General features: G+C 52.5%; 19 protein-coding genes and 1 pseudogene. 10 read left to right on the plus strand and 10 right to left on the minus strand.

From position 1 onward, the window contains the following. Positions 1-8: 8 nt before the first annotated feature. Positions 9-470, plus strand: coding sequence for an aspartate carbamoyltransferase regulatory subunit (gene pyrI / locus ACJHWT_RS07195; protein WP_000148581.1), 462 nt, complete (start codon positions 9-11; stop codon positions 468-470). A gap of 72 nt (positions 471-542) precedes the next feature. Continuing rightward, positions 543-929: a 2-iminobutanoate/2-iminopropanoate deaminase gene (gene ridA / locus ACJHWT_RS07200; protein WP_000047539.1), complete on the plus strand. Its 387-nt coding sequence runs from the start codon at positions 543-545 to the stop codon at positions 927-929. A gap of 205 nt (positions 930-1,134) precedes the next feature. On the opposite strand, the gene mgtA is transcribed toward ridA, so the two are convergent. After that, the gene (mgtA, locus tag ACJHWT_RS07205; protein ID WP_000471848.1) at positions 1,135-3,831 is read right to left on the minus strand and encodes a magnesium-translocating P-type ATPase; all 2,697 of its coding nucleotides are present in this window, start codon (positions 3,829-3,831) and stop codon (positions 1,135-1,137) included. A gap of 139 nt (positions 3,832-3,970) precedes the next feature. Further along, positions 3,971-4,024: a mgtA regulatory leader peptide MgtL gene (gene mgtL, locus ACJHWT_RS07210; protein ID WP_001387276.1), complete on the minus strand. Its 54-nt coding sequence runs from the start codon at positions 4,022-4,024 to the stop codon at positions 3,971-3,973. A gap of 181 nt (positions 4,025-4,205) precedes the next feature. On the opposite strand from mgtL, the pseudogene treR reads away from it, so the two are divergent. The 5 genes and pseudogenes from treR to nrdG form a co-directional block, all read left to right on the plus strand. Beyond that, positions 4,206-5,156 (plus strand): annotated as a pseudogene (gene treR, locus ACJHWT_RS07215) (trehalose operon repressor TreR); the annotation flags it as partial. 118 nt (positions 5,157-5,274) lie between these two features. Then, positions 5,275-6,696: a PTS trehalose transporter subunit IIBC gene (gene treB, locus ACJHWT_RS07220; RefSeq protein WP_001317591.1), complete on the plus strand. Its 1,422-nt coding sequence runs from the start codon at positions 5,275-5,277 to the stop codon at positions 6,694-6,696. Positions 6,697-6,745: 49 nt separating this feature from the next. Next, positions 6,746-8,401, plus strand: coding sequence for an alpha,alpha-phosphotrehalase (gene treC / locus ACJHWT_RS07225; RefSeq protein WP_001317590.1), 1,656 nt, complete (start codon positions 6,746-6,748; stop codon positions 8,399-8,401). A gap of 384 nt (positions 8,402-8,785) precedes the next feature. Continuing rightward, a complete protein-coding gene (nrdD, locus tag ACJHWT_RS07230; protein WP_000187805.1) occupies positions 8,786-10,924 on the plus strand; it encodes an anaerobic ribonucleoside-triphosphate reductase in 2,139 nt (712 codons plus the stop codon). A gap of 157 nt (positions 10,925-11,081) precedes the next feature. Continuing rightward, positions 11,082-11,546, plus strand: a complete 465-nt coding sequence (nrdG, locus tag ACJHWT_RS07235) for an anaerobic ribonucleoside-triphosphate reductase-activating protein (RefSeq protein WP_001106233.1) — start codon at positions 11,082-11,084, stop codon at positions 11,544-11,546. A 44-nt stretch (positions 11,547-11,590) separates the two neighbouring features. Here nrdG and cybC read toward each other — a convergent pair whose 3' ends face one another. Both cybC and pmbA read right to left on the minus strand, forming a co-directional pair. After that, positions 11,591-11,977, minus strand: a complete 387-nt coding sequence (gene cybC / locus ACJHWT_RS07240; protein ID WP_001232246.1) for a cytochrome b562 — start codon at positions 11,975-11,977, stop codon at positions 11,591-11,593. A 182-nt stretch (positions 11,978-12,159) separates the two neighbouring features. Further along, positions 12,160-13,512, minus strand: a complete 1,353-nt coding sequence (gene pmbA, locus ACJHWT_RS07245; RefSeq protein ID WP_001162171.1) for a metalloprotease PmbA — start codon at positions 13,510-13,512, stop codon at positions 12,160-12,162. Between the two features lie 93 nt (positions 13,513-13,605). On the opposite strand from pmbA, the gene yjgA reads away from it, so the two are divergent. Beyond that, positions 13,606-14,157: a ribosome biogenesis factor YjgA gene (gene yjgA, locus ACJHWT_RS07250; protein WP_000166277.1), complete on the plus strand. Its 552-nt coding sequence runs from the start codon at positions 13,606-13,608 to the stop codon at positions 14,155-14,157. Between the two features lie 157 nt (positions 14,158-14,314). Here the strand turns inward: yjgA and mpl are convergent, their stop codons facing one another. Then, a complete protein-coding gene (mpl, locus tag ACJHWT_RS07255) occupies positions 14,315-15,688 on the minus strand; it encodes a UDP-N-acetylmuramate:L-alanyl-gamma-D-glutamyl-meso-diaminopimelate ligase (RefSeq protein WP_001219792.1) in 1,374 nt (457 codons plus the stop codon). A 175-nt stretch (positions 15,689-15,863) separates the two neighbouring features. Here mpl and fbp point away from each other — a divergent pair, with 175 nt between their 5' ends. Further along, positions 15,864-16,862: a class 1 fructose-bisphosphatase gene (gene fbp / locus ACJHWT_RS07260; RefSeq protein WP_000853753.1), complete on the plus strand. Its 999-nt coding sequence runs from the start codon at positions 15,864-15,866 to the stop codon at positions 16,860-16,862. A gap of 32 nt (positions 16,863-16,894) precedes the next feature. Here the strand turns inward: fbp and yjfF are convergent, their stop codons facing one another. The 4 genes from yjfF to ytfQ form a co-directional block, all read right to left on the minus strand. Then, positions 16,895-17,890, minus strand: a complete 996-nt coding sequence (gene yjfF, locus ACJHWT_RS07265) for a galactofuranose ABC transporter, permease protein YjfF (RefSeq protein ID WP_000596021.1) — start codon at positions 17,888-17,890, stop codon at positions 16,895-16,897. Continuing rightward, positions 17,877-18,899 (minus strand): galactofuranose ABC transporter, ATP-binding protein YtfT, encoded by a 1,023-nt coding sequence (gene ytfT, locus ACJHWT_RS07270; RefSeq protein ID WP_001298067.1) that lies wholly within the window; start codon positions 18,897-18,899, stop codon positions 17,877-17,879. The genes yjfF and ytfT overlap by 14 nt, the downstream gene beginning before the upstream one ends. Before the next feature lie 13 nt (positions 18,900-18,912). Next, positions 18,913-20,415 (minus strand): galactofuranose ABC transporter, ATP-binding protein YtfR, encoded by a 1,503-nt coding sequence (gene ytfR, locus ACJHWT_RS07275; protein WP_065203306.1) that lies wholly within the window; start codon positions 20,413-20,415, stop codon positions 18,913-18,915. A 139-nt stretch (positions 20,416-20,554) separates the two neighbouring features. Then, complete coding sequence (ytfQ, locus tag ACJHWT_RS07280; protein WP_000265931.1) at positions 20,555-21,511, minus strand: galactofuranose ABC transporter substrate-binding protein YtfQ; 957 nt, start codon at positions 21,509-21,511, stop codon at positions 20,555-20,557. 309 nt (positions 21,512-21,820) lie between these two features. Here ytfQ and ppa point away from each other — a divergent pair, with 309 nt between their 5' ends. Continuing rightward, positions 21,821-22,351 (plus strand): inorganic diphosphatase, encoded by a 531-nt coding sequence (ppa, locus tag ACJHWT_RS07285; RefSeq protein ID WP_000055072.1) that lies wholly within the window; start codon positions 21,821-21,823, stop codon positions 22,349-22,351. Positions 22,352-22,730: 379 nt separating this feature from the next. Here the strand turns inward: ppa and ACJHWT_RS07290 are convergent, their stop codons facing one another. Beyond that, positions 22,731-23,072 (minus strand): gamma-glutamylcyclotransferase, encoded by a 342-nt coding sequence (locus ACJHWT_RS07290; protein WP_001219160.1) that lies wholly within the window; start codon positions 23,070-23,072, stop codon positions 22,731-22,733.

The following is a 23,072-nucleotide window of genomic DNA, read 5'->3' on the forward strand; positions in this document are numbered from 1 at the left end:
AAATAGAGATGACACACGATAATAAATTGCAGGTTGAAGCTATTAAACGCGGCACGGTAATTGACCATATCCCCGCCCAGATCGGTTTTAAGCTGTTGAGTCTGTTCAAGCTGACCGAAACGGATCAGCGGATCACCATTGGTCTGAACCTGCCTTCTGGCGAGATGGGCCGCAAAGATCTGATCAAAATCGAAAATACCTTTTTGAGTGAAGATCAGGTAGATCAACTGGCATTGTATGCACCGCAAGCCACGGTTAACCGTATCGACAACTATGAAGTGGTTGGCAAATCGCGCCCCAGTCTGCCGGAGCGCATCGACAATGTGCTGGTCTGCCCGAACAGCAACTGTATCAGCCATGCCGAACCGGTTTCATCCAGCTTTGCCGTGCGAAAACGCGCCAATGACATCGCGCTCAAATGCAAATACTGTGAAAAAGAGTTTTCCCATAATGTGGTGCTGGCCAATTAATTGCGGTTGGTAATAAAAGTCTGGCTCCCTATAATGAGCCAGACTTTTTACCGCTGTAATAAAGGAGAAATCATGAGCAAAACTATCGCGACGGAAAATGCACCGGCAGCTATCGGTCCTTACGTACAGGGCGTTGATCTGGGCAATATGATCATCACCTCCGGTCAGATCCCGGTAAATCCGAAAACGGGTGAAGTCCCGGCAGACGTCGCTGCACAGGCACGTCAGTCGCTGGATAACGTAAAAGCAATCGTCGAAGCCGCTGGCCTGAAAGTGGGCGACATCGTTAAAACTACCGTGTTTGTGAAAGATCTGAACGACTTCGCAACCGTTAATGCTACCTACGAAGCCTTCTTCACCGAACACAACGCCACCTTCCCGGCACGTTCTTGCGTTGAAGTAGCCCGTCTGCCGAAAGACGTGAAGATTGAGATCGAAGCGATCGCTGTTCGTCGCTAATCTTGATGGAAATCCGGGCTATCATGCCCGGATTAAGTCTGATGACAAAAGCAAAATCGCCTGATGCGCTACGCTTATCAGGCCTACGTGATTCCTGCAATTTATTGAATTTGTAGACCGGATTAGGCGGTTACGCCGCATCCGGCATGAACAAAGCTCACTTTGTCTGCAATCTGATTCCGGGCCACCATGCCCAGTTTATTCTTTACTGCCAACCGTAACGACGGCTATAGAACCCTTTCACCAACTGGGTTAACGTCATATACCCTGCCAGAATCGCAACCAGCCACGGGAAATAGCTCAACGGCAGCGCCTGCAGCTGCAGATAACTGGCCAGCGGTGAAAACGGCAATACGATCCCGACAATCATCACGATCACGGTCATGATCATTAACGGCCACGATGCACAGCTCTGAATAAACGGTACACGACGGGTGCGGATCATATGCACAATCAGCGTTTGCGACAGTAATCCCACCACAAACCAGCCCGACTGGAACAGCGTTTGCGTTTCCGGCGTGTTGGCATGGAATACCCACCACATCAGGCAAAACGTCAGAATATCGAAGATCGAGCTGATCGGTCCGAAGAAGATCATAAAGCGCCCCAGATCCGCCGGATTCCAACGCTGCGGCTTTTGAATTTGCTCGTCGTCGACGTTATCAAACGGGATCGCCACCTGTGACACATCGTACAGCAGGTTCTGAATAAGCAAGTGTAACGGCAACATCGGCAGGAAGGGCAAGAAAGCACTCGCCACCAGCACGCTGAACACATTACCGAAGTTAGAGCTCGCCGTCATTTTGATGTATTTCAGCATGTTGGCGAAAGTGCGACGTCCCTCAATAACCCCCTCTTCCAGCACCATCAGGCTTTTTTCCAGCAGGATGATATCAGCCGCTTCACGGGCAATATCTACCGCGCCGTCCACAGAAATGCCGATATCCGCAGCACGTAAGGCGGGCGCATCATTAATACCATCGCCCATAAAGCCAACCACATGCCCTTCGCGCTTCAGTAAGGTCACAATGCGTTCTTTATGCATCGGCGTCAGGCGAGCAAACAGCGTGGTGCGCTGTGCGAGATTTGCCAGTTCGTCGTCAGATAGCGTTTCAATATCACTACCAATGACCACCTCTCCCGCGTCCAGCCCCACTTCATGGCACACTTTCGCTGCAACTAACTCACTGTCGCCAGTAAGGATTTTTACGGTAATTCCACTCGCTTTTAATGCCTTCAGTGCCGGAGCAGTTGTCTCTTTGGGCGGATCAAGGAAAGCAATATATCCTTCGAGGATCAGGTCGGATTCATCCGCCCGCTGGTAATCTCCTTCACGCGCTGGCAGGTATTTCGTCGCCACCGCAACCACGCGCAGCCCCTGACGATTCAGCGTATCAGTAACCCGCTTAATCTTACGCAGCATGATGTCATCGAGCGGCACAATCTCGCCATTGTGACGCACCTGCGAACACACATTGAGGATTTCCTGCAATGCACCTTTGCAAACCAGCTGATGGTGTTCGGTATTTTCTGCCACTACCACCGACATCCGACGACGCTCGAAATCAAACGGAATCTCATCAATTTTTTGCCAACGGCTGGCCAGCGAACGCGCTGACTCTTCATCCGTACCTTCGAGCACCGCGGTATCAAGCAGGTTTTTAAGTCCGGTCTGGTAATGACTGTTCAACCACGCGCTATGCAGCACGCGTTCGCTGGTTTTACCGGAGATATCGGTATGATTCTCCAGCACAATTTTATCCTGTGTCAGGGTGCCGGTTTTATCAGTGCACAGAATATCCATTGCGCCAAAGTTCTGAATGGCATCCAGATGCTTGACGATCACTTTCTGTTTCGACAGCTTTACTGCGCCGCGCGCCAGCGTCGAGGTAACAATCATCGGCAACATTTCTGGCGTTAAGCCTACCGCGACCGAAAGCGCAAACAGTGCCGCTTCCCACCAGTCGCCTTTGGTGTAACCGTTGATAAGCAACACCACCGGAGCCATCACCAGCATAAAGCGAATCAGCAGCATACTGACGCGGCTAATCCCTTGCTGAAAGGCATTCGGCTCGCTTTCCTGCTCACTAACACGCCCCGCCAGTTGACCAAACCAGGTATTGGCCCCTGTGGCAATCACCATTGCTTGTGCCGTACCGCTCACCACGGTGGTGCCCATAAAACACAGGGTGTCGCACTCCAGCGGATTGCTGTGCTCCGGCTGGCGAGTAGTAGCGGCTTTTTCCACGGGCAGAGACTCACCGGTTAACGACGCCTGAGCGACGAACAGATCCCGCGCCTGCAAGATACGTAAATCTGCCGGGATCATATCCCCCGCCGCCAGTTTTATAATATCGCCGGGCACCAGCTGGTCGATCGGGATCTCCAGCCAGCCATTTTCGCCTTTGTCGTTAATTACGCGCAGCACCGTCGCGGTATTGCTGACCATCGCTTTCAGGGCATCTGCCGCTTTAGTGGAACGTGCTTCCTGAATAAAGTTCAGCAACGTAGAAATAGCGACCATTAGCGCGATAACGCCCGCGGCAAATAAATCTTCCGTGGCGTAAGAAATAGCGCCGAGAATGGTGAGTAAAATATTAAAGGGGTTGCGATAGCAGACCCATAAATGTACCCACCACGGCGACGGTTGTTGTGCGGGTAATTTATTTTCACCATGTTGTTCGCGGGCAGATTCCACTTCCGCCTGATTTAATCCTTCCGGATGGGTGTCGAACGTTTTCCACAATTCTTCTTCGGGCATCACCGCCATTTTCAGGCAATGCGCACTTAAGGACGGCGGGACCGCCGTATTCACTGTCTGCTGCGCGCCAGGCAATGGATCGCGATGAACCAGACGGGAAGGTAAATGGCGAATGAACCGGGTAAAAATTTCTTTAAACATAAGGAGTCCCTCCGTACTGTCTGAAACAGTACAGAAATGTCTTCGGCGTGGCGAAGCCTTACCTGAAGGTAATAAAGATGAGCTGGGACGTTAAAACGTCACGGCCTTACGCATCCGGTAACGCCGTGAAAAGACGGGCTTACCGGAAAAGTTTTAATCTCCGTCGAGGGAGAGGCGTGGGATCAGGTTCCATATAACCTCCGGTAAGTGAAAAAAGTGCCGCAAATAATAAGGAGAATCCAATAATATTCGTAGCATCTATGGCGATATAATACCTGCTGGCAACTAAACCAACGATAAACCAGACTTTACCCATTGCTGAATGCACGGGTAAAGTTAGGCTCAAATAATTAAACAACACGTTACGGGACAACAGGATGCAAAATCGGCTGACCATCAAAGACATCGCGCGCTTAAGCGGCGTGGGGAAATCTACGGTTTCCCGGGTGCTGAATAACGAAAGCGGCGTGAGCCAGCGCACGCGCGAGCGTGTTGAAGCAGTGATGAATCAGCATGGATTTTCCCCTTCCCGCTCTGCGCGCGCTATGCGTGGTCAAAGCGATAAAGTGGTCGCCATCATTGTTACCCGTCTGGATTCGTTGTCAGAAAATCTCGCCGTTCAAACCATGCTGCCAGCGTTCTATGAACAAGGTTACGACCCAATCATGATGGAAAGTCAGTTTTCCCCGCAATTAGTTGCCGAACATTTGGGGGTGCTGAAACGGCGTAATATCGACGGCGTAGTGCTGTTCGGTTTTACCGGCATAACAGAAGAAATGTTAGCCCACTGGCAGTCATCGCTGGTTCTGCTGGCGCGTGACGCAAAAGGCTTTGCTTCGGTCTGTTATGACGACGAAGGGGCAATCAAGATCCTGATGCAACGGCTGTATGACCAGGGGCATCGTAATATCAGTTATCTCGGCGTGCCGCATAGTGACGTGACGACCGGGAAGCGACGTCACGAAGCCTACCTGGCGTTCTGCAAAGCGCATAAACTGCATCCCGTTGCCGCTCTGCCAGGCCTTGCTATGAAGCAAGGCTATGAGAACGTAGCAAAAGTGATTACGCCTGAAACTACCGCCTTACTGTGCGCAACCGACACGCTGGCACTTGGCGCAAGTAAATACCGGCAAGAGCAACGCATCGACACCTTGCAACTGGCGAGCGTCGGTAATACGCCATTAATGAAATTCCTCCATCCGGAGATCGTCACCGTAGATCCTGGTTACGCCGAAGCTGGACGCCAGGCGGCCTGCCAATTGATCGCACAGGTAACCGGGCGCAGCGAACCGCAACAAATCATCATCCCCGCCACCCTGTCCTGATCGTTTCCTGAACGATAAATTGTGATCTTCGCTGCGTTTCGGGAACGTTCCCGTTTTTAAATTTTTCCGCGCAATATATTCTGCAGCCAACCAAAAATGTCATCTGCCATGGGGCTTTATGATGAGCAAAATAAACCAAACGGATATCGATCGGTTGATTGAACTGGTCGGCGGGCGCGGCAATATTGCGACGGTGAGCCACTGTATTACTCGCCTGCACTTTGTCCTCAACCAACCGGCCAATGCCAGACCGAAAGAAATTGAGCAACTCCCCATGGTGAAAGGCTGTTTCACCAATGCCGGGCAATTTCAGGTGGTGATTGGCACCAACGTGGGTGATTACTATCAAGCACTAATAGCGTCAACCGGACAGGCGCAGGTTGATAAAGAGCAGGTAAAAAAAGCCGCCCGGCAGAATATGAAATGGCATGAGCAGTTGATCTCTCATTTCGCGGAGATCTTCTTCCCGTTGCTGCCCGCGTTGATTAGCGGCGGTTTGATCCTCGGTTTTCGCAATGTGATCGGCGATTTGCCCATGAGCAACGGTCAAACGCTGGCGCAAATGTACCCTTCCCTGCAAACGATCTACGATTTTCTGTGGTTGATCGGTGAAGCGATCTTCTTCTACCTGCCGGTCGGGATTTGCTGGTCAGCGGTGAAAAAAATGGGCGGCACGCCGATCCTTGGTATCGTGCTTGGCGTGACACTGGTTTCCCCCCAGCTGATGAACGCTTATCTGCTCGGGCAGCAGCTGCCGGAAGTGTGGGACTTTGGCATGTTCAGCATCGCCAAAGTGGGCTATCAGGCGCAGGTGATCCCGGCACTGTTAGCCGGGCTGGCGCTGGGCGTTATTGAAACTCGCCTTAAACGCATCGTACCGGATTACCTCTATCTGGTGGTGGTGCCCGTCTGTTCGCTGATCCTCGCGGTGTTCCTCGCCCATGCGCTGATTGGTCCGTTTGGTCGCATGATTGGCGATGGCGTTGCCTTTGCGGTACGTCACCTGATGACCGGCAGCTTTGCTCCGATTGGTGCGGCATTGTTTGGCTTCCTGTACGCGCCGCTGGTGATCACCGGCGTACACCAGACCACCCTTGCTATTGATTTGCAGATGATTCAAAGCATGGGTGGCACGCCAGTGTGGCCGCTGATTGCGCTGTCGAATATCGCTCAGGGCTCCGCCGTGATAGGCATTATCATTTCCAGCCGCAAGCACAATGAACGCGAGATCTCCGTGCCTGCCGCTATCTCCGCCTGGCTTGGGGTCACTGAGCCTGCAATGTACGGCATCAACCTGAAATATCGCTTCCCGATGCTGTGCGCGATGATTGGTTCTGGTCTGGCAGGATTGCTATGCGGCCTGAACGGCGTTATGGCGAATGGCATCGGCGTAGGCGGCCTGCCGGGAATTCTCTCGATTCAACCGAGCTACTGGCAGGTGTTTGCGCTGGCAATGGCTATCGCCATCATCATCCCGATTGTACTCACCTCGTTTATCTATCAGCGGAAATACCGCCTGGGCACGCTGGACATTGTTTAATTTTCTTCGGGGCGCAATTGCGCCCCCTCGCATTTGCAGGAATAACGTAATGACTAATCTTCCCCACTGGTGGCAAAACGGCGTTATCTACCAGATTTATCCAAAGAGTTTTCAGGACACCACGGGTAGCGGCACCGGCGATTTACGTGGCGTTATCCAACGCCTGGACTATCTGCATAAACTGGGCGTTGATGCCATCTGGCTAACCCCCTTTTATGTCTCTCCGCAGGTCGATAACGGTTACGATGTAGCGAACTATACGGCGATTGATCCCACCTACGGCACGCTGGACGATTTTGACGAACTGGTGACGCAGGCAAAATCGCGCGGGATTCGTATCATTCTCGATATGGTGTTTAACCATACCTCTACCCAACATGCCTGGTTTCGCGAGGCGCTGAACAAAGAAAGCCCTTACCGCCAGTTTTATATCTGGCGCGATGGCGAACCAGAAACGCCACCGAACAACTGGCGTTCAAAATTTGGCGGTAGTGCGTGGCGCTGGCATGCGGAAAGCGAACAGTACTATTTGCATCTCTTTGCACCAGAACAGGCGGATCTCAACTGGGAGAATCCAGCGGTACGCGCAGAGCTGAAAAAAGTCTGTGAGTTCTGGGCCGATCGTGGGGTCGACGGGTTGCGCCTGGATGTGGTGAATCTGATCTCCAAAGACCCGCGTTTCCCTGAAGACCTGGATGGCGACGGGCGTCGCTTCTACACCGACGGGCCACGAGCACACGAGTTTTTGCACGAGATGAACCGCGATGTGTTTACGCCACGCGGGTTAATGACCGTAGGTGAAATGTCCTCCACCAGCCTTGAGCATTGCCAGCGATACGCGGCACTGACAGGCAGTGAATTGTCGATGACCTTTAATTTTCATCACCTGAAGGTCGATTATCCCGGTGGTGAAAAATGGACGCTGGCTAAACCTGACTTTGTGGCGTTGAAAACATTGTTCCGCCACTGGCAACAAGGAATGCACAACGTGGCATGGAATGCCTTGTTCTGGTGTAACCACGATCAGCCGCGCATTGTTTCTCGCTTTGGTGATGAAGGTGAATACCGCGTGCCTGCGGCAAAAATGCTGGCGATGGTGCTGCATGGCATGCAGGGAACGCCGTATATCTACCAGGGCGAAGAGATTGGCATGACCAACCCGCATTTCACGCGCATTACTGACTATCGCGACGTGGAGAGCCTCAATATGTTTGCCGAGCTGCGCAACGATGGTCGTGATGCCGACGAGTTATTGGCAATCCTCGCCAGTAAATCCCGTGACAACAGTCGCACACCCATGCAATGGAGCAACGGCGATAATGCCGGGTTTACGGCTGGCGAACCGTGGATTGGCCTGGGCGATAACTATCAGGAAATCAACGTAGAAGCAGCGCTGGCCGATGAGTCCTCGGTGTTTTACACCTACCAAAAGTTAATCGCACTGCGTAAGCAAGAAGCCGTCCTGACATGGGGCGATTACCAGGATCTGCTGCCAAACAGCCCTGTATTGTGGTGCTATCGCCGTGAGTGGAAGGGGCAAACCTTACTGGTCATTGCCAACCTTAGCCGTGAGACCCAACCCTGGCAGCCAGGGAAAATGCTCGGCAACTGGCAGCTTGTGATGCATAACTACGAAGAAGCCTCACCACAACCCTGTGCCATGACTTTACGGCCTTTTGAGGCTGTCTGGTGGTTACAGAAGTAAGTATCCGCTAAGCCCCGGTAATACTGGTCATTCCGGGGTTTTGCCTTTCAGCATGTTGATTTTATAATCAAAAAATTCATTAAAAAATTTACATAACGCTGTAGCGCCCGTCATCCGTACGCTCTGCTTTTTACTTTGAGCTACATCAAAAAAAGTTCAAACATCCTTGATGCAAAGCACTATATATAGACTTTAAAATGCGTCCCGACCCAATATGTTGTATTAATCGACTATAATTGCTACTACAACTCCCCACGAAAAAGGTGCGGCGTTGTGGATAAGCGGATGGCGATTGCGGAAAGCGCCGGAAAACGAAACGAAAAAACCGGAAAACACCTTTCCCAATTTCTGTGGATAACCTGTTCTTAAAAATATGGAGCGATCATGACACCGCATGTGATGAAACGAGACGGCTGCAAAGTGCCGTTTAAATCAGAGCGCATCAAAGAAGCGATTCTGCGTGCAGCTAAAGCAGCGGAAGTCGATGATGCAGATTATTGCGCCACTGTTGCCGCGGTTGTCAGCGAGCAGATGCAGGGCCGCAGCCAGGTGGATATCAACGAGATCCAGACCGCCGTTGAAAACCAGCTTATGTCGGGTCCATACAAACAACTGGCTCGTGCTTACATCGAGTACCGTCACGATCGCGACATTGAACGTGAAAAACGCGGTCGCCTGAATCAGGAGATCCGTGGTCTGGTTGAGCAGACCAACGCCTCGTTGCTCAACGAAAACGCCAACAAAGACAGCAAGGTGATTCCAACCCAGCGCGACCTGCTGGCCGGGATTGTGGCTAAACACTATGCACGCCAGCACCTGCTGCCGCGTGACGTGGTGCAGGCACATGAACGTGGTGATATTCACTATCACGATCTCGATTACTCACCGTTCTTCCCGATGTTCAACTGCATGTTGATCGACCTGAAAGGCATGCTGACCCAGGGCTTTAAAATGGGGAACGCCGAGATTGAACCGCCGAAGTCGATCTCTACGGCAACCGCGGTAACTGCGCAGATTATTGCCCAGGTCGCCAGCCATATTTATGGCGGCACCACCATTAACCGTATCGATGAAGTGCTGGCACCGTTTGTCACCGCCAGCTACAACAAACATCGCAAGACCGCAGAAGAGTGGAACATCCCGGACGCCGAAGGCTACGCTAACTCTCGTACCATCAAAGAGTGCTACGATGCCTTCCAGTCGCTGGAGTACGAAGTAAACACCCTGCACACCGCCAACGGTCAAACGCCGTTTGTAACCTTTGGTTTTGGTCTGGGCACCAGCTGGGAGTCGCGCCTGATTCAGGAATCTATCCTGCGTAACCGTATCGCCGGCCTCGGTAAAAACCGTAAAACGGCGGTGTTCCCGAAACTGGTGTTTGCGATTCGCGATGGCCTGAACCATAAAAAAGGCGATCCGAACTACGACATCAAACAGCTGGCGCTGGAGTGCGCAAGCAAGCGCATGTATCCGGATATCCTGAACTACGATCAGGTAGTGAAAGTCACCGGTTCGTTTAAAACCCCGATGGGCTGCCGCAGCTTCCTCGGCGTGTGGGAAAATGAAAACGGCGAGCAGATCCACGATGGTCGTAACAACCTCGGCGTGATCAGCCTGAACCTGCCGCGTATTGCTCTGGAAGCAAAAGGCGATGAAGCCACCTTCTGGAAGCTGCTGGATGAACGTCTGGTGCTGGCACGTAAGGCACTGATGACCCGTATCGCTCGTCTCGAAGGCGTGAAAGCGCGCGTAGCCCCGATCCTCTATATGGAAGGCGCTTGTGGCGTGCGTCTGAATGCTGACGACGACGTTTCTGAAATCTTCAAAAACGGTCGTGCATCTATTTCGCTGGGTTACATCGGCATCCACGAAACCATTAACGCGCTGTTCGGCGGCGAGCATGTTTACGACAACGAGCAGCTGCGCGCGAAAGGTATTGCGATTGTTGAGCGTCTGCGTCAGGCGGTGGATCAGTGGAAAGAAGAAACTGGCTACGGTTTCAGCCTCTACAGTACGCCGAGTGAGAACCTGTGCGACCGCTTCTGCCGTCTCGATACCGCTGAGTTTGGCGTGGTGCCGGGCGTGACCGATAAAGGTTACTACACCAACAGTTTCCACCTTGATGTGGAGAAAAAGGTGAACCCGTATGACAAGATCGACTTTGAAGCGCCTTACCCGCCGCTGGCGAACGGTGGTTTCATTTGCTACGGCGAGTATCCAAACATTCAGCACAACCTGAAGGCGCTGGAAGATGTCTGGGATTACAGCTATCAGCATGTACCGTATTACGGCACCAATACGCCGATCGATGAGTGCTACGAGTGTGGCTTTACCGGTGAGTTCGAGTGCACCAGCAAAGGCTTCACTTGTCCGAAATGTGGTAACCATGACGCCTCCCGTGTGTCGGTGACTCGCCGCGTGTGCGGATATTTAGGTAGCCCGGATGCACGTCCATTTAACGCCGGTAAGCAGGAAGAAGTTAAGCGCCGCGTTAAACATTTGGGGAATGGGCAGATAGGTTAATCTTCACTCTGCGTTAAGCAAATGCCGGATGCGGCGTAAACGCCTTATCCGGCCTACATTTGGCAACGGCTCCAGGCCTGATAAGACGCGACAGCGTCGCATCAGGCGTTGATTACTGGATGCAGCCTACACGCGGACTGATAAGCCAGGCGAAATAATGAATTATCATCAGTACTATCCTGTCGACATCGTCAACGGCCCCGGCACTCGCTGCACCCTGTTTGTCTCCGGGTGTGTTCATGAATGCCCCGGTTGCTATAACAAAAGCACCTGGCGGGTAAATTCCGGTCAGCCATTTACCAAAGCAATGGAAGACCAGATCATTAACGATCTGAATGACACTCGCATCAAACGCCAGGGTATTTCCCTCTCCGGCGGCGATCCGCTGCATCCGCAAAACGTGCCGGATATTCTGAAACTGGTACAACGCATCCGCGCCGAATGTCCGGGTAAAGACATCTGGGTGTGGACAGGCTATAAACTCGACGAACTCAACGCTGCGCAAATGCAGGTTGTTGATTTGATTAACGTGCTGGTCGACGGCAAATTTGTGCAGGATTTAAAAGACCCTTCCCTGATCTGGCGCGGCAGCAGCAATCAGGTGGTGCATCATTTGCGATGATAAGTTCCCTGTTACCTGAGTGCAGGCAACAGGGAAATAAGGAATTAACGATACTTCTGGTGATAGGCGTTGCGGGTCGTTTTCAGTTGCTCTGCGGCAGCCTGCGCTTCTTTTACTTTACCTTCATTTGCCAGCTTCAGCGCGTCGTCAATCTGACCGACCAGAATATCGAAACCGTGGCGGAAGTCTTTCATTTCCGGGCTGTCCGGTGATTTGCCTTCGAGCTTCGGCGGCGTCGCTTTTTGCGCATCCAGCGCTGCGGCGCGCATCTTCGTTAACGCGTCTTTGACTTGCGCCGCGTTATCGGCTTTTTCGACCACTTTTAAATTGTCGTTGAGGGTTTCCATATTGTCTTCAAGATCAGCGGCAAACGACGCCGAACTGAATACCAACGAGGAGACTGCAAGAATAGCTAACAGGCTTTTACGCATTGCTCACTTCCTTTTTTATTTACACTTCATCCTTCACACTGCCTCATCGACGGCTACGCTCATTCGCCCGAGTCACGTACTGCGAGTACGCTCCCCGGTCCTCATTCACTTTCCGTCTCGATGCAGTGCGAATGATTTTGTGTAATTTTTTAGTTTATAGCGCGGCAGGTCGCGCCAGTTTTTTACTGCCCGGCGATTTTCATCTCCGGCAACAGCACAGAACCACACTGTATATTACTGCGTGTTTCAATATCGTTACCGACGGTGACAATATTGCGCCACATATCTTTTAAATTACCTGCGATGGTGATTTCGCTAACCGGATACTGAATTTCGCCATTCTCTACCCAGAAGCCCGCTGCACCACGGGAATAATCACCGGTAATGGCACTCACGCCCTGGCCCATCAGCTCCGTCACCACCAGCCCGGTGCCCATCTCTTTGAGCATTTGTTCGAAGCTTAGCCCTTGTCCGGCAATCCGCCAGTTGTGAATACCGCCCGCATGTCCGGTGCTTTTCAGCCCCAGTTTCCGCGCCGAGTAGCTGGTCAGCAGCCACTGAGTCAGGATGCCATCTTTAATAATATCGCGACGCTCGGTGCGCACACCTTCGCTGTCGAATGGCGTAGAGGCCAGCCCTTTCAGCAGATGCGGATGCTCTTCAATGGTCAGCCAGTCCGGCAGAATTTGTTTACCCAGCGAATCCAGCAGGAAGGTAGATTTACGGTAAACCGATCCACCCGCTATCGCCCCCACCAGATGCCCAAAAAGCCCGGTTGCCACTTCATTGGCAAAAATGACCGGCGCTTTCATGGTGGAGAGTTTACGCGGTGACAGACGCGATAAAGTGCGGCGAGCACAGTCGGCCCCGACCCACTCTGGCGTTTGCAGATCGCTCATCGCACGACCAATGGTGTAGGCGTAATCACGCTCCATATCGCCATTTTCTTCGGCAATTACACAGCTGGAGAGCGAATGACGCGTAGAGCAGTAACCCTGCAACATGCCGTGGCTGTTGCCAAAAACTTTGACACCGTAGTGGCTGTTAAAGCTGCCACCTTCGGTATTGGTGATGCGTTTGTCCGCCTGCAATGCTGCCTGTTCTGCGCGGGCCGCCAGTTCAATGGCTTCATCCGGGGAAACTTCCGCAGGGTGGAACAAGTCGAGATCCGGTGCGTCAAAGGCCAGCAGCTCTTTGTCTGCCACGCCGGCACAGGGATCTGGCGAGGTATAACGGGCAATATCTAGCGCCGCCTGTACGGTGCGGGCAATGGCCTGCGGGCTTAAATCGGTAGACGATGCGCTACCTTTGCGGTTCTGGTGATAAACAGTGATCCCCAACGCGCCATCGCTATTGAATTCAACATTCTCCACTTCACCATAACGCGTGCTTACGCTAATGCCGGTGGTCTTGCTGACGGCAACTTCTGCACCGTCCGATTTGCCTGAGGCCAACTCCAGCGCAGTCGAAACTGCTTCTTCCAGAATCTTGCGCTGCGCTTCAACTTGAGAGATTACTTTCATTGCAAGTGCCATAATGTAGAGAGTTTCTCTGAAGTCTAACAGAGAACCGTTTTTCAGTGCGCATCTTAACTGGTAACATTAGCCTCTTTTTTTAAGGAGCCTGAGATGACTAAGCAGCCCGAAGACTGGCTCGACGACGTTCCCGGTGATGACATCGAAGACGAAGACGATGAAATTATCTGGGTCAGTAAAAGTGAAATTAAACGCGATGCCGAGGAGCTAAAACGCCTTGGCGCGGAAATTGTTGATCTGGGGAAAAACGCGCTGGATAAGATCCCGTTAGATGCGGATCTGCGCGCGGCTATTGAGCTCGCCCAGCGTATTAAGATGGAAGGTCGCCGCCGCCAGTTGCAGCTCATCGGTAAGATGCTGCGCCAGCGCGATGTTGAGCCTATTCGTCAGGCGCTGGATAAGCTGAAAAACCGCCACAACCAGCAAGTGGTGTTGTTCCATAAACTGGAAAACCTGCGCGATCGTCTGATCGAGCAAGGTGATGACGCCATCGCTGAAGTATTGAATCTGTGGCCCGATGCCGATCGTCAGCAACTGCGTACTCTGATCCGTAACGCGAAGAAAGAGAAAGAAGGGAATAAGCCGCCGAAATCCGCGCGCCAGATTTTCCAGTATCTGCGTGAGTTAGCGGAAAACGAAGGGTAATTTTCGTTGTTGATGTGAGTATGGTTTGCCGGATGCGGTGCACCTGTAGGCCTGATAAGACGCATCAAGCGTCGCATCAGGCACTATGCTCAAATGCCGGATGCGGCGTGAACGCCTTATCCGGCCTACACACACTCTATCAGGCTGAGGCTGTGAATTACTGCGCGGCTTCCGCTTTCTTCGCTAACCCATCCAGCAGTTTCTGATGGATCCCACCAAAACCGCCGTTACTCATCACCAGAATGTGATCGCCCGGCTGAGCGGTTTTCACCACCATATCTGCCAGCGTATCCACATCGCCGCTCCAGTGTGCAGGCTGAACGCAGGCTTCTGCCACTTCTGCCACCTGCCACGGAATATGCGCCGGTTGCAGCAGGAAGACTTCATCGGCACGACCTAATGAAGGTGCCAGATCGTCTTTGCAGATCCCCATTTTCATGGTGTTTGAGCGCGGTTCCAGCACGGCAATAATGCGCGCCGTACCACCAACTTTGCCACGCAGCGCCGCAAGCGTTGCCAGAATCGCCGTCGGGTGATGGGCAAAATCGTCATATACCGTCACACCATTCGCTTCACCACGCAACTCCAGACGGCGACGAGCATTAATAAACGAACCCAGCGCGTTAGCGGCATCTGCCGGCGCTACACCAACATGGCGAGCCGCCGCAATCGCCATCAGGCCATTGTGCATATTATGTTCGCCTACCAGCGACCATTTCACTTCGCCCACTTTTTCGCCATCCAGCAAGACTTCCCATTCGGAAGCATCGGTGGTCAGCTTTTTCGCCTGCCAGTGACCTTGCTCGCCCACCAGCTCCTGCTCGCTCCAGCAGCCCATCGCCATGGTCTGTTTCAGGTTGATGTCATTTTCCGGCCAGATAATACGGCCCTGCCCCGGAACGATACGCACCAGATGGTGGAACTGTTTCTGGATCGCTTTCAGGTCGTCAAAGATATCGGCGTGATCGAACTCAAGGTTGTTGAGGATCAGCGTACGCGGGCAGTAATGGACAAATTTAGAGCGTTTGTCGAAGAAGGCGCAGTCATACTCATCCGCTTCGATAACAAAGAAGTCGCTTTCGCCCAGACGCGCCGAAACCTCAAAGTTCCCCGGCACACCGCCGATCACAAATCCCGGTTTGTAACCGCACTGTTCCAGAATCCAGGTTGCCATTCCCGCGGTGGTGGTTTTGCCATGTGTACCGGCAACGGCCAGCACCCAGCGGTCGCGCAGCACAAAATCGTGCAGCCACTGCGGACCTGACATATAAGGGATGTTTTTTTCCAGTACCGCTTCCACACACGGATTTCCACGGGTCATGGCGTTACCAATAATCACCAGATCCGGCTGTGGATCGAGCTGGCTGGCATCGTAACCCTGAATCAGTTCAATGCCTTGCTTCTCAAGTAAGGTGCTCATCGGCGGATACACATTGGCGTCCGAACCCGTTACTTCATGGCCTAACTGGCGCGCCAGCATCGCCAGACCGCCCATAAACGTGCCACAAATTCCTAAAATATGAATGCGCATACGTCACTATCCTTTTTTAATCTGGCGCTCATTTTACGCATATGTCGGGCAAGTGAGAAACGCATTTCAGGATAATCCGTAATTTGCTGGCGCGATTCACCTGAGCGCAACATTGGGATTATTTGTTAAGATTGTTGCGGTCGCTTTACTCCATAAACATTGCAGGGAAAGTTTTATGAAAACGTTAGGTGAATTTATTGTCGAAAAGCAGCACGAGTTTTCTCATGCTACCGGTGAGCTCACTGCTTTGCTGTCGGCAATAAAACTGGGCGCCAAGATTATCCATCGCGATATCAACAAAGCAGGACTGGTTGATATCCTGGGTGCCAGCGGTGCTGAGAACGTGCAGGGCGAGGTTCAGCAGAAACTCGACCTGTTCGCTAATGAGAAACTGAAAGCCGCACTGAAAGCACGCGATATCGTTGCGGGCATTGCCTCTGAAGAAGAAGATGAGATTGTCGTCTTTGAAGGCTGTGAACACGCAAAATACGTGGTGCTGATGGACCCACTGGATGGCTCGTCCAACATCGATGTTAACGTCTCTGTCGGTACCATTTTCTCCATCTACCGCCGCGTTACGCCTGTTGGCACGCCGGTAACGGAAGAAGATTTCCTCCAGCCTGGTAACAAACAGGTTGCGGCAGGTTACGTGGTATACGGCTCCTCTACTATGCTGGTTTACACCACCGGATGCGGTGTTCACGCCTTTACTTATGATCCTTCGCTGGGTGTTTTCTGCCTGTGCCAGGAACGGATGCGCTTCCCGGAGAAAGGCAAAACCTACTCCATCAACGAAGGAAACTACATTAAGTTTCCGAACGGGGTGAAGAAGTACATTAAATTCTGCCAGGAAGAAGATAAATCCACCAACCGCCCGTATACCTCACGTTATATCGGTTCACTGGTCGCGGATTTCCACCGTAACCTGCTGAAAGGCGGTATTTATCTCTACCCAAGCACCGCCAGCCACCCGGACGGTAAACTGCGTTTACTGTATGAGTGCAACCCGATGGCATTCCTGGCGGAACAAGCAGGCGGTAAAGCGAGCGATGGCAAAGAGCGTATTCTGGATATCATCCCGGAAACCCTGCACCAGCGCCGTTCATTCTTTGTCGGCAACGACCATATGGTTGAAGATGTCGAACGCTTTATCCGTGAGTTCCCGGACGCGTAATCTCCTGCGCCTCTCCACACGGAGAGGCGTTTTTATCGCTGCGCAATGTTGACTCTTGTCACAGGCGAACTCTGACGATTCTCCCACAGCACCGTTAATCCACGCTGTAATGCTATAAAAATAAACAACAAAATACCGATGGCGATTTTCGTCCACCATGAGCTCAGCGTGCCATCAAAGTTTATGTAAGTCTGAATCAGTCCCTGAATCGCCACGCCAAAAAGCGTCCCTAATACCGTTCCAACGCCACCACTCAAAAGCGTACCGCCAATTACCACTGAGGCGATAGCATCCAGTTCCACACCTACGCCCGCCAGCGCATATCCGGCCTGGGTATAAATCGAGAAGACAATCCCCGCCAGTGTCGCCAGCCCGGTAGAGAGCATATAAATGCGAATAGTGGTGCTGCGAGTGGAAATCCCCATCAGGTTCGCCGACGTTGCGTTGCCGCCAATGGCGTACACCTGATTACCAAAACGCGTACGATGCGCGAGGAATATGCCGATAACCACCACCGCCAGCATCAGCAGCCCCATCGCACTTAAGCGACCGCCGCCAGGGATTTTCCACGCAAGGCTTGAGAGCGTGTCATAAACAGGATGGTTTATCGGGATCGACTCTTCCGAAACGAGATAGCTGACGCCGCGCAAAAAGAACATCCCCGCCAGGGTAATGATAAATGCCGGGATCTTCAGGGCGTCGATCAAAAGCCCCATAAATGCGCCGAAGGCACAGCCCATCACCAGCACCAGTGGAAACGCCAGCAGCGGCGAGAGGCCGAAATCGCCAATCACTTTTGCCAGAAACACGCCGGTAAAGGCGATCACCGAACCGACGGAGAGATCGATCCCACCGGAGAGGATCACAAAGGTCATACCAACGGCGATTATCCCAAGAAAGGCATTATCAGTCAGGATATTGCAGATCACTCTTGTGGAAGCAAAACCGGGAAACTGGGTCAGACAGTAGAGATAACCCAACACAAAGACGCCGATGGTGATCATCAGTGGCAAATTACGTTTTATCACGGTTACGTACCCCTTTAATCAGACTGATAAAGCGTTGCGACTGGACAATCAGCACGCAAAGCACCACCACCGCTTTCACCACCTGGTTCATCTCCGGCGGAAAGCCAGAAAGCAAAATTCCGGTGTTCATTCCCTGAATAATCAGCGCCCCCACCACCGAAAGCAGCAGGTTAAAGCGCCCGCCCATCAGCGATCCGCCGCCAATCACCACTGCAAGAATGGCGTCCAGCTCCAGCCATAATCCGGCATTGTTGGCATCGGCACCGCGAATATCCGCCGCCACGATAATGCCCGCAATCGCCGCACATAGCCCGCTCAACACGTAGGTGAGCATGACGATGATCCGCGTGTTTACCCCGGCATTTTTTGCCGCCCGAATGTTGATACCAACGGCTTCGATAAACATCCCCAGTGCCGTTTTGCGGGTCAACAGCCAGAACAGGAGAAGCGTCAGCACCGCAATAATGACTGGCGTTGGCAGGAACAACAGCGATCCACTGCCGAACCAGGAGAGATCCGGTGAGTTAAATGTGACGATCTGTCCGGAGGTGATCAGTTGCGCCACGCCGCGCCCGGCGACCATCAGGATCAGGGTGGCGACAAACGGCTGAATTTTGAGGATCGCTACCAGTATGCCGTTCCACAATCCTGCCAGGATGCCAGTGCCCAGGGCGCTTAACAAAACAATTGGCAGGCTGAATCCCGCGACCGTCATCGCAGCCGTTGTGGCTCCGGCGATAGCCATCACCGCCCCTACGGAGAGATCAATCCCACCGGTGGCGATAACCAGCGTCATGCCAATCGCCAGTAGCGCAACGGGGGCCGCACGGTTAAGAATGTCGATAGGGCTACCGAACAAACGCCCATCCTGAAGCACCACCTGCCAGAAATGTGGGGCCACCAGGCTATCAACCAGCAGCACCAGCAACAGTGCCGCCAGCTGCGGCATTCCTGTTGGCCAGCGAAAACGCCTTTTCGGCGGCGTAGTGTCCGGGAGAGATTGAGGCATCACACTGTTCTCCTTACGCCGCAATGGCGTTCATGATCGCCGGAACGGAAAGCTCTGCCAGCGGGATCTCCGCCACCTGTTTGCGATCGCGCATGATAATCACCCGATCGGCATAGCCCAACAGCTCTTCCAGCTCGGAGGAGATCACCAGCAGCGCCAGCCCATCGGCGCACAGCGTTTCAATCAGGCGGATGATCTCGGCGTGGGCACCAACATCAATTCCGCGCGTTGGCTCGTCGAGAATCAGAAATTGCGGTCGGGTCAGTAGCCAACGTGAAAGCAACACTTTTTGCTGATTGCCGCCGGAGAGAAATTCAATCGGTTGTTCGGTGGAAGGTGTGCGAATGCCAAGCTGGCGGATAAAGCGTTCGGCAATCTCTTGCTGTTCTTTACGGGAAATAGGTCGTAGCCAGCCGCGCTGGGCCTGGAGAGCGAGGATGATATTTTCCCGCACCGAGGCGGCGGCGATAATGCCATCGGTTTTCCTGTCTTCCGGGCAGAAGCCAATGCCCAGTACCGAAGCCTGATGTGGCGAGCGTAGCGTTTGCAGTTTGCCTTTGATCAACGCCGTGCCGCTATCAGCAGGTTTGATACCGAAGATCACTTCGGCGGTTTCGGTACGTCCTGATCCCAGCAAGCCTGCCAGACCGACGATCTCGCCGGGGCGTACTTCGAGATCAAACGGCGCGATCGTTCCTTTTTTGCCGTAATTTTTGAACGCGGCAACAGGTTTGTCGCTCAGCAATGTTCTCCCGGCACGCTGAAGCGCGTGGGTGTCCAGTTCACGCCCCAGCATCATTTTTACCAGTTCGATCTGCGGTAGCTCGCGGGTTTCCCGACAGCCCACAAAACTGCCGTTACGTAAGACGGTGATCCGATCGCTGACCTGATAGACCTGATCGAGAAAGTGAGTGACGAAGATCAGACTGACGCCGCGATCGCGAAGCTGACGCATCAGGCCAAACAGTAACTCTACTTCCTGAGTGTCGAGACTGGCGGTGGGTTCATCGAGGATCAGCACTTTGGCGGAGAGATCGATAGCCCGGCAAATGGCGACGATTTGCTGCATCGCGACTGAAAAGCGGTTGAGCGGTTCGCGCACGTCGAGGGAGAAACCGTAAGATGCCATCAGTTCGGTGGCGCGCTTTTCTATCTCTTTACGGCGTAGAAGGCCGAAACGTTTGGGTTCGCGACCTATGAATAGATTATCAGCGACCGACATATTGGGTAGCAGGTTGACTTCCTGATAGACGGTGCCGATGCCGAGTTGTTGTGCGTGGGCGGTGTTTTTCGGTGAGATAGCCTGGCCTTCCAGCCAGATAGTGCCGCGATCGGCGTGGTATACACCGGTTAATGCTTTGATGAGCGTCGATTTTCCCGCCCCGTTTTCACCGAGCAGCGCCATGATTTCACCACGGCGCAGGCTGAAATCAACGTTGTCTAACGCTTTGACACCGGGGAAAAATTTACTTAATCCTTCGGTGCGGAGGATTTCCTGGTGTTGGTCGGTCGTCATGGTTTCCCCCGGTGTAAAGCGTGCTCCCAGTAGGCATGATAAGACGCGGTAAGCGTCGCATCAGGCTTCAGCGCACCACCGCCGGATGCGGCGCGAGCGCCTTATCCGGCCTACGAATCGGCATCAGGCATAGCAACCCTCAATACCCCATATTTTTCTTCTTCTCTAACTCTTCTTTTGCGGTATCAGGCAGATAAAGGATGGATTTGGTCAGGGTTAGCTTTTCAGGCATGGTGCCGTCTTTTTTATATTTCTCCAGCGCATCAAAAGCGGGGCCTGCCATGTTCGGCGTCAGTTCAACGCTGGCGTTCGCTTCGCCATCAATCATCGCTTTGTAGATGTCCGGCACGCCGTCGATAGAGCCTGTCAGGATATCTTTGCCCGGTTTCAGGCCCGCTTCTTTAATTGCCTGAATTGCACCAATCACCATGTCATCGTTATGGGCGTAAACCATGCAGATGTTTTTGCCGTTGTTTTCCGCTTTGATAAAGCTCTCCATCACTTCTTTGCCTTTGCTGCGGGTGAAGTCACCTGACTGCGAGCGGATAATTTTGATATTTGGCGCATTCTTAATGGCTTCGGCAAAGCCTTTCTTACGGTCAATGGCGACGCTGGCCCCAACGGTGCCCTGCAGCTCCACCACGTTGCATGGTTTGCCATTCACTTCTTTTACCAGCCAGTCACCAATCAACTTGCCTTCGAGGATGTTGTCGGCGGTGACAGTGGTCATATAGAGAGATTTGTCTTTCACATCGATGGAACGGTCAAGCAAGAAGACCGGGATTTCGGCATCTTTCGCCTCTTTTAATACCGGTTCCCAACCCGTCGCCACCACCGGAGCGATAAAGATCGCATCCACCCCTTGTGCGACGAAGGAACGTACCGCTTTAATCTGGTTTTCCTGCTTTTGCTGACCATCGGCAATTTTCAGTGTGATACCGCGTTTTTCGGCTTCACTTTTCGCCACATTGGTTTCTGCGGCGCGCCAGCCGGATTCCGATCCGACCTGCGAAAATCCTACGGTTAATGGAGCGGCCAACGCCATAGACGACATGGCTGCCGAGACTGCAGAGACTACAAGTAAGCGTTTCCACATAGGGTTGTCCTCGTCGGGGTAATTATTATTGGTGAAAAGATGTTCGCGAAAAAACTATAGACAATTCGTTATGTAACGGATTGCGTTACATCACACTTCAAAAAAGTAAATAAAACGTTAATCACAAGTTTGTAATCGCTTTCATCTCACTATGAAAAATGCGGCTACGGTTATGGATTTTCCTGCTCTGTATACCGTCTTAAAACTGGCGAAAAAGGAAAATGAAGACGAAAACAAGCGAAGACATTCGGCGCGAGTTGGCTATAATACTCGGCACTTGTTTGCCACATATTTTTAAAGGAAACAGACATGAGCTTACTCAACGTCCCTGCGGGTAAAGATCTGCCGGAAGACATCTACGTTGTTATTGAGATCCCGGCTAACGCAGATCCAATCAAATACGAAATCGACAAAGAGAGCGGCGCACTGTTCGTTGACCGCTTCATGTCCACCGCGATGTTCTATCCGTGCAACTACGGTTACATCAACCACACTCTGTCTCTGGACGGTGACCCGGTTGACGTACTGGTCCCGACTCCGTACCCGCTGCAGCCGGGTTCTGTGATCCGCTGCCGTCCGGTTGGCGTACTGAAAATGACCGACGAAGCCGGTGAAGATGCGAAACTGATTGCTGTTCCGCACACCAAGCTGAGCAAAGAATACGATCACATTAAAGACGTTAACGATCTGCCAGAGCTGCTGAAAGCGCAAATCGCTCACTTCTTCGAGCACTACAAAGACCTCGAAAAAGGCAAGTGGGTTAAAGTTGAAGGTTGGGAAAACGCAGAAGCCGCTAAAGCTGAAATCGTTGCTTCCTTCGAGCGCGCCAAGAATAAATAAGTTCTTCTGGCGCAATAACCCTGAACACCGGGCTTCGGTTAGTAAGGGTTTTTTTATGCCCGCAATTTATAAACTCTCTACTCCACTATTATTATTTTCAGCAGTTGAAAGGCTTGAACGGTAAGAACAAGCTAAACTCGACCACCATTTTGCTGTTCATAGCCACTTGCTGGAAGTTAGCCGGCCTCACTCATACTCACCGTTCAAAGCGTGTCCCCGTTTTACCCCTGTACATTTGTTAACGCCAGCAGAGTTTTTTATGCGATTGCAGATATGGAAAGCGGCCCGGAGAGAAAAGCAAAAGATGGGAAAGTTACAAAAAAAATCGCGAGATACATCGCATAAAACAACGCCACCCGAAGGTGGCGTGCTTTTATTATTACTTATCCCTGTCTAACCAGTCGCCGCTTTCAATTAGCTTTAATCCATCGACGGGTCGTTGATAAACGTACATCCATGCACTCCCGTACGGCGTCTGAATCAACTGGCGCGCGTATTCACCGCCCCTGGTGCGCAAGGCATCAAGTTCGGCCAGCGTGGCGTTATCAATACGATAAACTTCACCGTGTACTGTTCCGTTCCCCGGAACTGCGCCTGGATAGTGGCCCAGGCTATACAACTGGTAGTTATCGATACTGAAATCGCCCAGTAACTGGGCATTGGTCATCCAGTGACTGTTGCCTTGTTTGTGGCGTAAACTGCCGTAGACAAATATTCGCAT

It is taken from the genome of Escherichia sp. WS338 (assembly GCF_046486405.1).
Taxonomy (GTDB): Bacteria; Pseudomonadota; Gammaproteobacteria; order Enterobacterales; family Enterobacteriaceae; genus Escherichia; species Escherichia coli.

Excerpts from the sequence above, each read along its gene's own strand:
- pyrI (WP_000148581.1), top strand. The coding sequence starts at position 9 with ATGACACACGATAATAAATTGCAGGTTGAAGCTATTAAACGCGGCACG.
- ridA (WP_000047539.1), top strand. The coding sequence starts at position 543 with ATGAGCAAAACTATCGCGACGGAAAATGCACCGGCAGCTATCGGTCCT.
- mgtA (WP_000471848.1), bottom strand. The coding sequence starts at position 3,831 with ATGTTTAAAGAAATTTTTACCCGGTTCATTCGCCATTTACCTTCCCGT.
- treB (WP_001317591.1), top strand. The coding sequence starts at position 5,275 with ATGATGAGCAAAATAAACCAAACGGATATCGATCGGTTGATTGAACTG.
- treC (WP_001317590.1), top strand. The coding sequence starts at position 6,746 with ATGACTAATCTTCCCCACTGGTGGCAAAACGGCGTTATCTACCAGATT.
- nrdD (WP_000187805.1), top strand. The coding sequence starts at position 8,786 with ATGACACCGCATGTGATGAAACGAGACGGCTGCAAAGTGCCGTTTAAA.
- nrdG (WP_001106233.1), top strand. The coding sequence starts at position 11,082 with ATGAATTATCATCAGTACTATCCTGTCGACATCGTCAACGGCCCCGGC.
- cybC (WP_001232246.1), bottom strand. The coding sequence starts at position 11,977 with ATGCGTAAAAGCCTGTTAGCTATTCTTGCAGTCTCCTCGTTGGTATTC.
- pmbA (WP_001162171.1), bottom strand. The coding sequence starts at position 13,512 with ATGGCACTTGCAATGAAAGTAATCTCTCAAGTTGAAGCGCAGCGCAAG.
- yjgA (WP_000166277.1), top strand. The coding sequence starts at position 13,606 with ATGACTAAGCAGCCCGAAGACTGGCTCGACGACGTTCCCGGTGATGAC.
- mpl (WP_001219792.1), bottom strand. The coding sequence starts at position 15,688 with ATGCGCATTCATATTTTAGGAATTTGTGGCACGTTTATGGGCGGTCTG.
- fbp (WP_000853753.1), top strand. The coding sequence starts at position 15,864 with ATGAAAACGTTAGGTGAATTTATTGTCGAAAAGCAGCACGAGTTTTCT.
- ytfT (WP_001298067.1), bottom strand. The coding sequence starts at position 18,899 with ATGCCTCAATCTCTCCCGGACACTACGCCGCCGAAAAGGCGTTTTCGC.
- ytfR (WP_065203306.1), bottom strand. The coding sequence starts at position 20,415 with ATGACGACCGACCAACACCAGGAAATCCTCCGCACCGAAGGATTAAGT.
- ytfQ (WP_000265931.1), bottom strand. The coding sequence starts at position 21,511 with ATGTGGAAACGCTTACTTGTAGTCTCTGCAGTCTCGGCAGCCATGTCG.
- ppa (WP_000055072.1), top strand. The coding sequence starts at position 21,821 with ATGAGCTTACTCAACGTCCCTGCGGGTAAAGATCTGCCGGAAGACATC.
- ACJHWT_RS07290 (WP_001219160.1), bottom strand. The coding sequence starts at position 23,072 with ATGCGAATATTTGTCTACGGCAGTTTACGCCACAAACAAGGCAACAGT.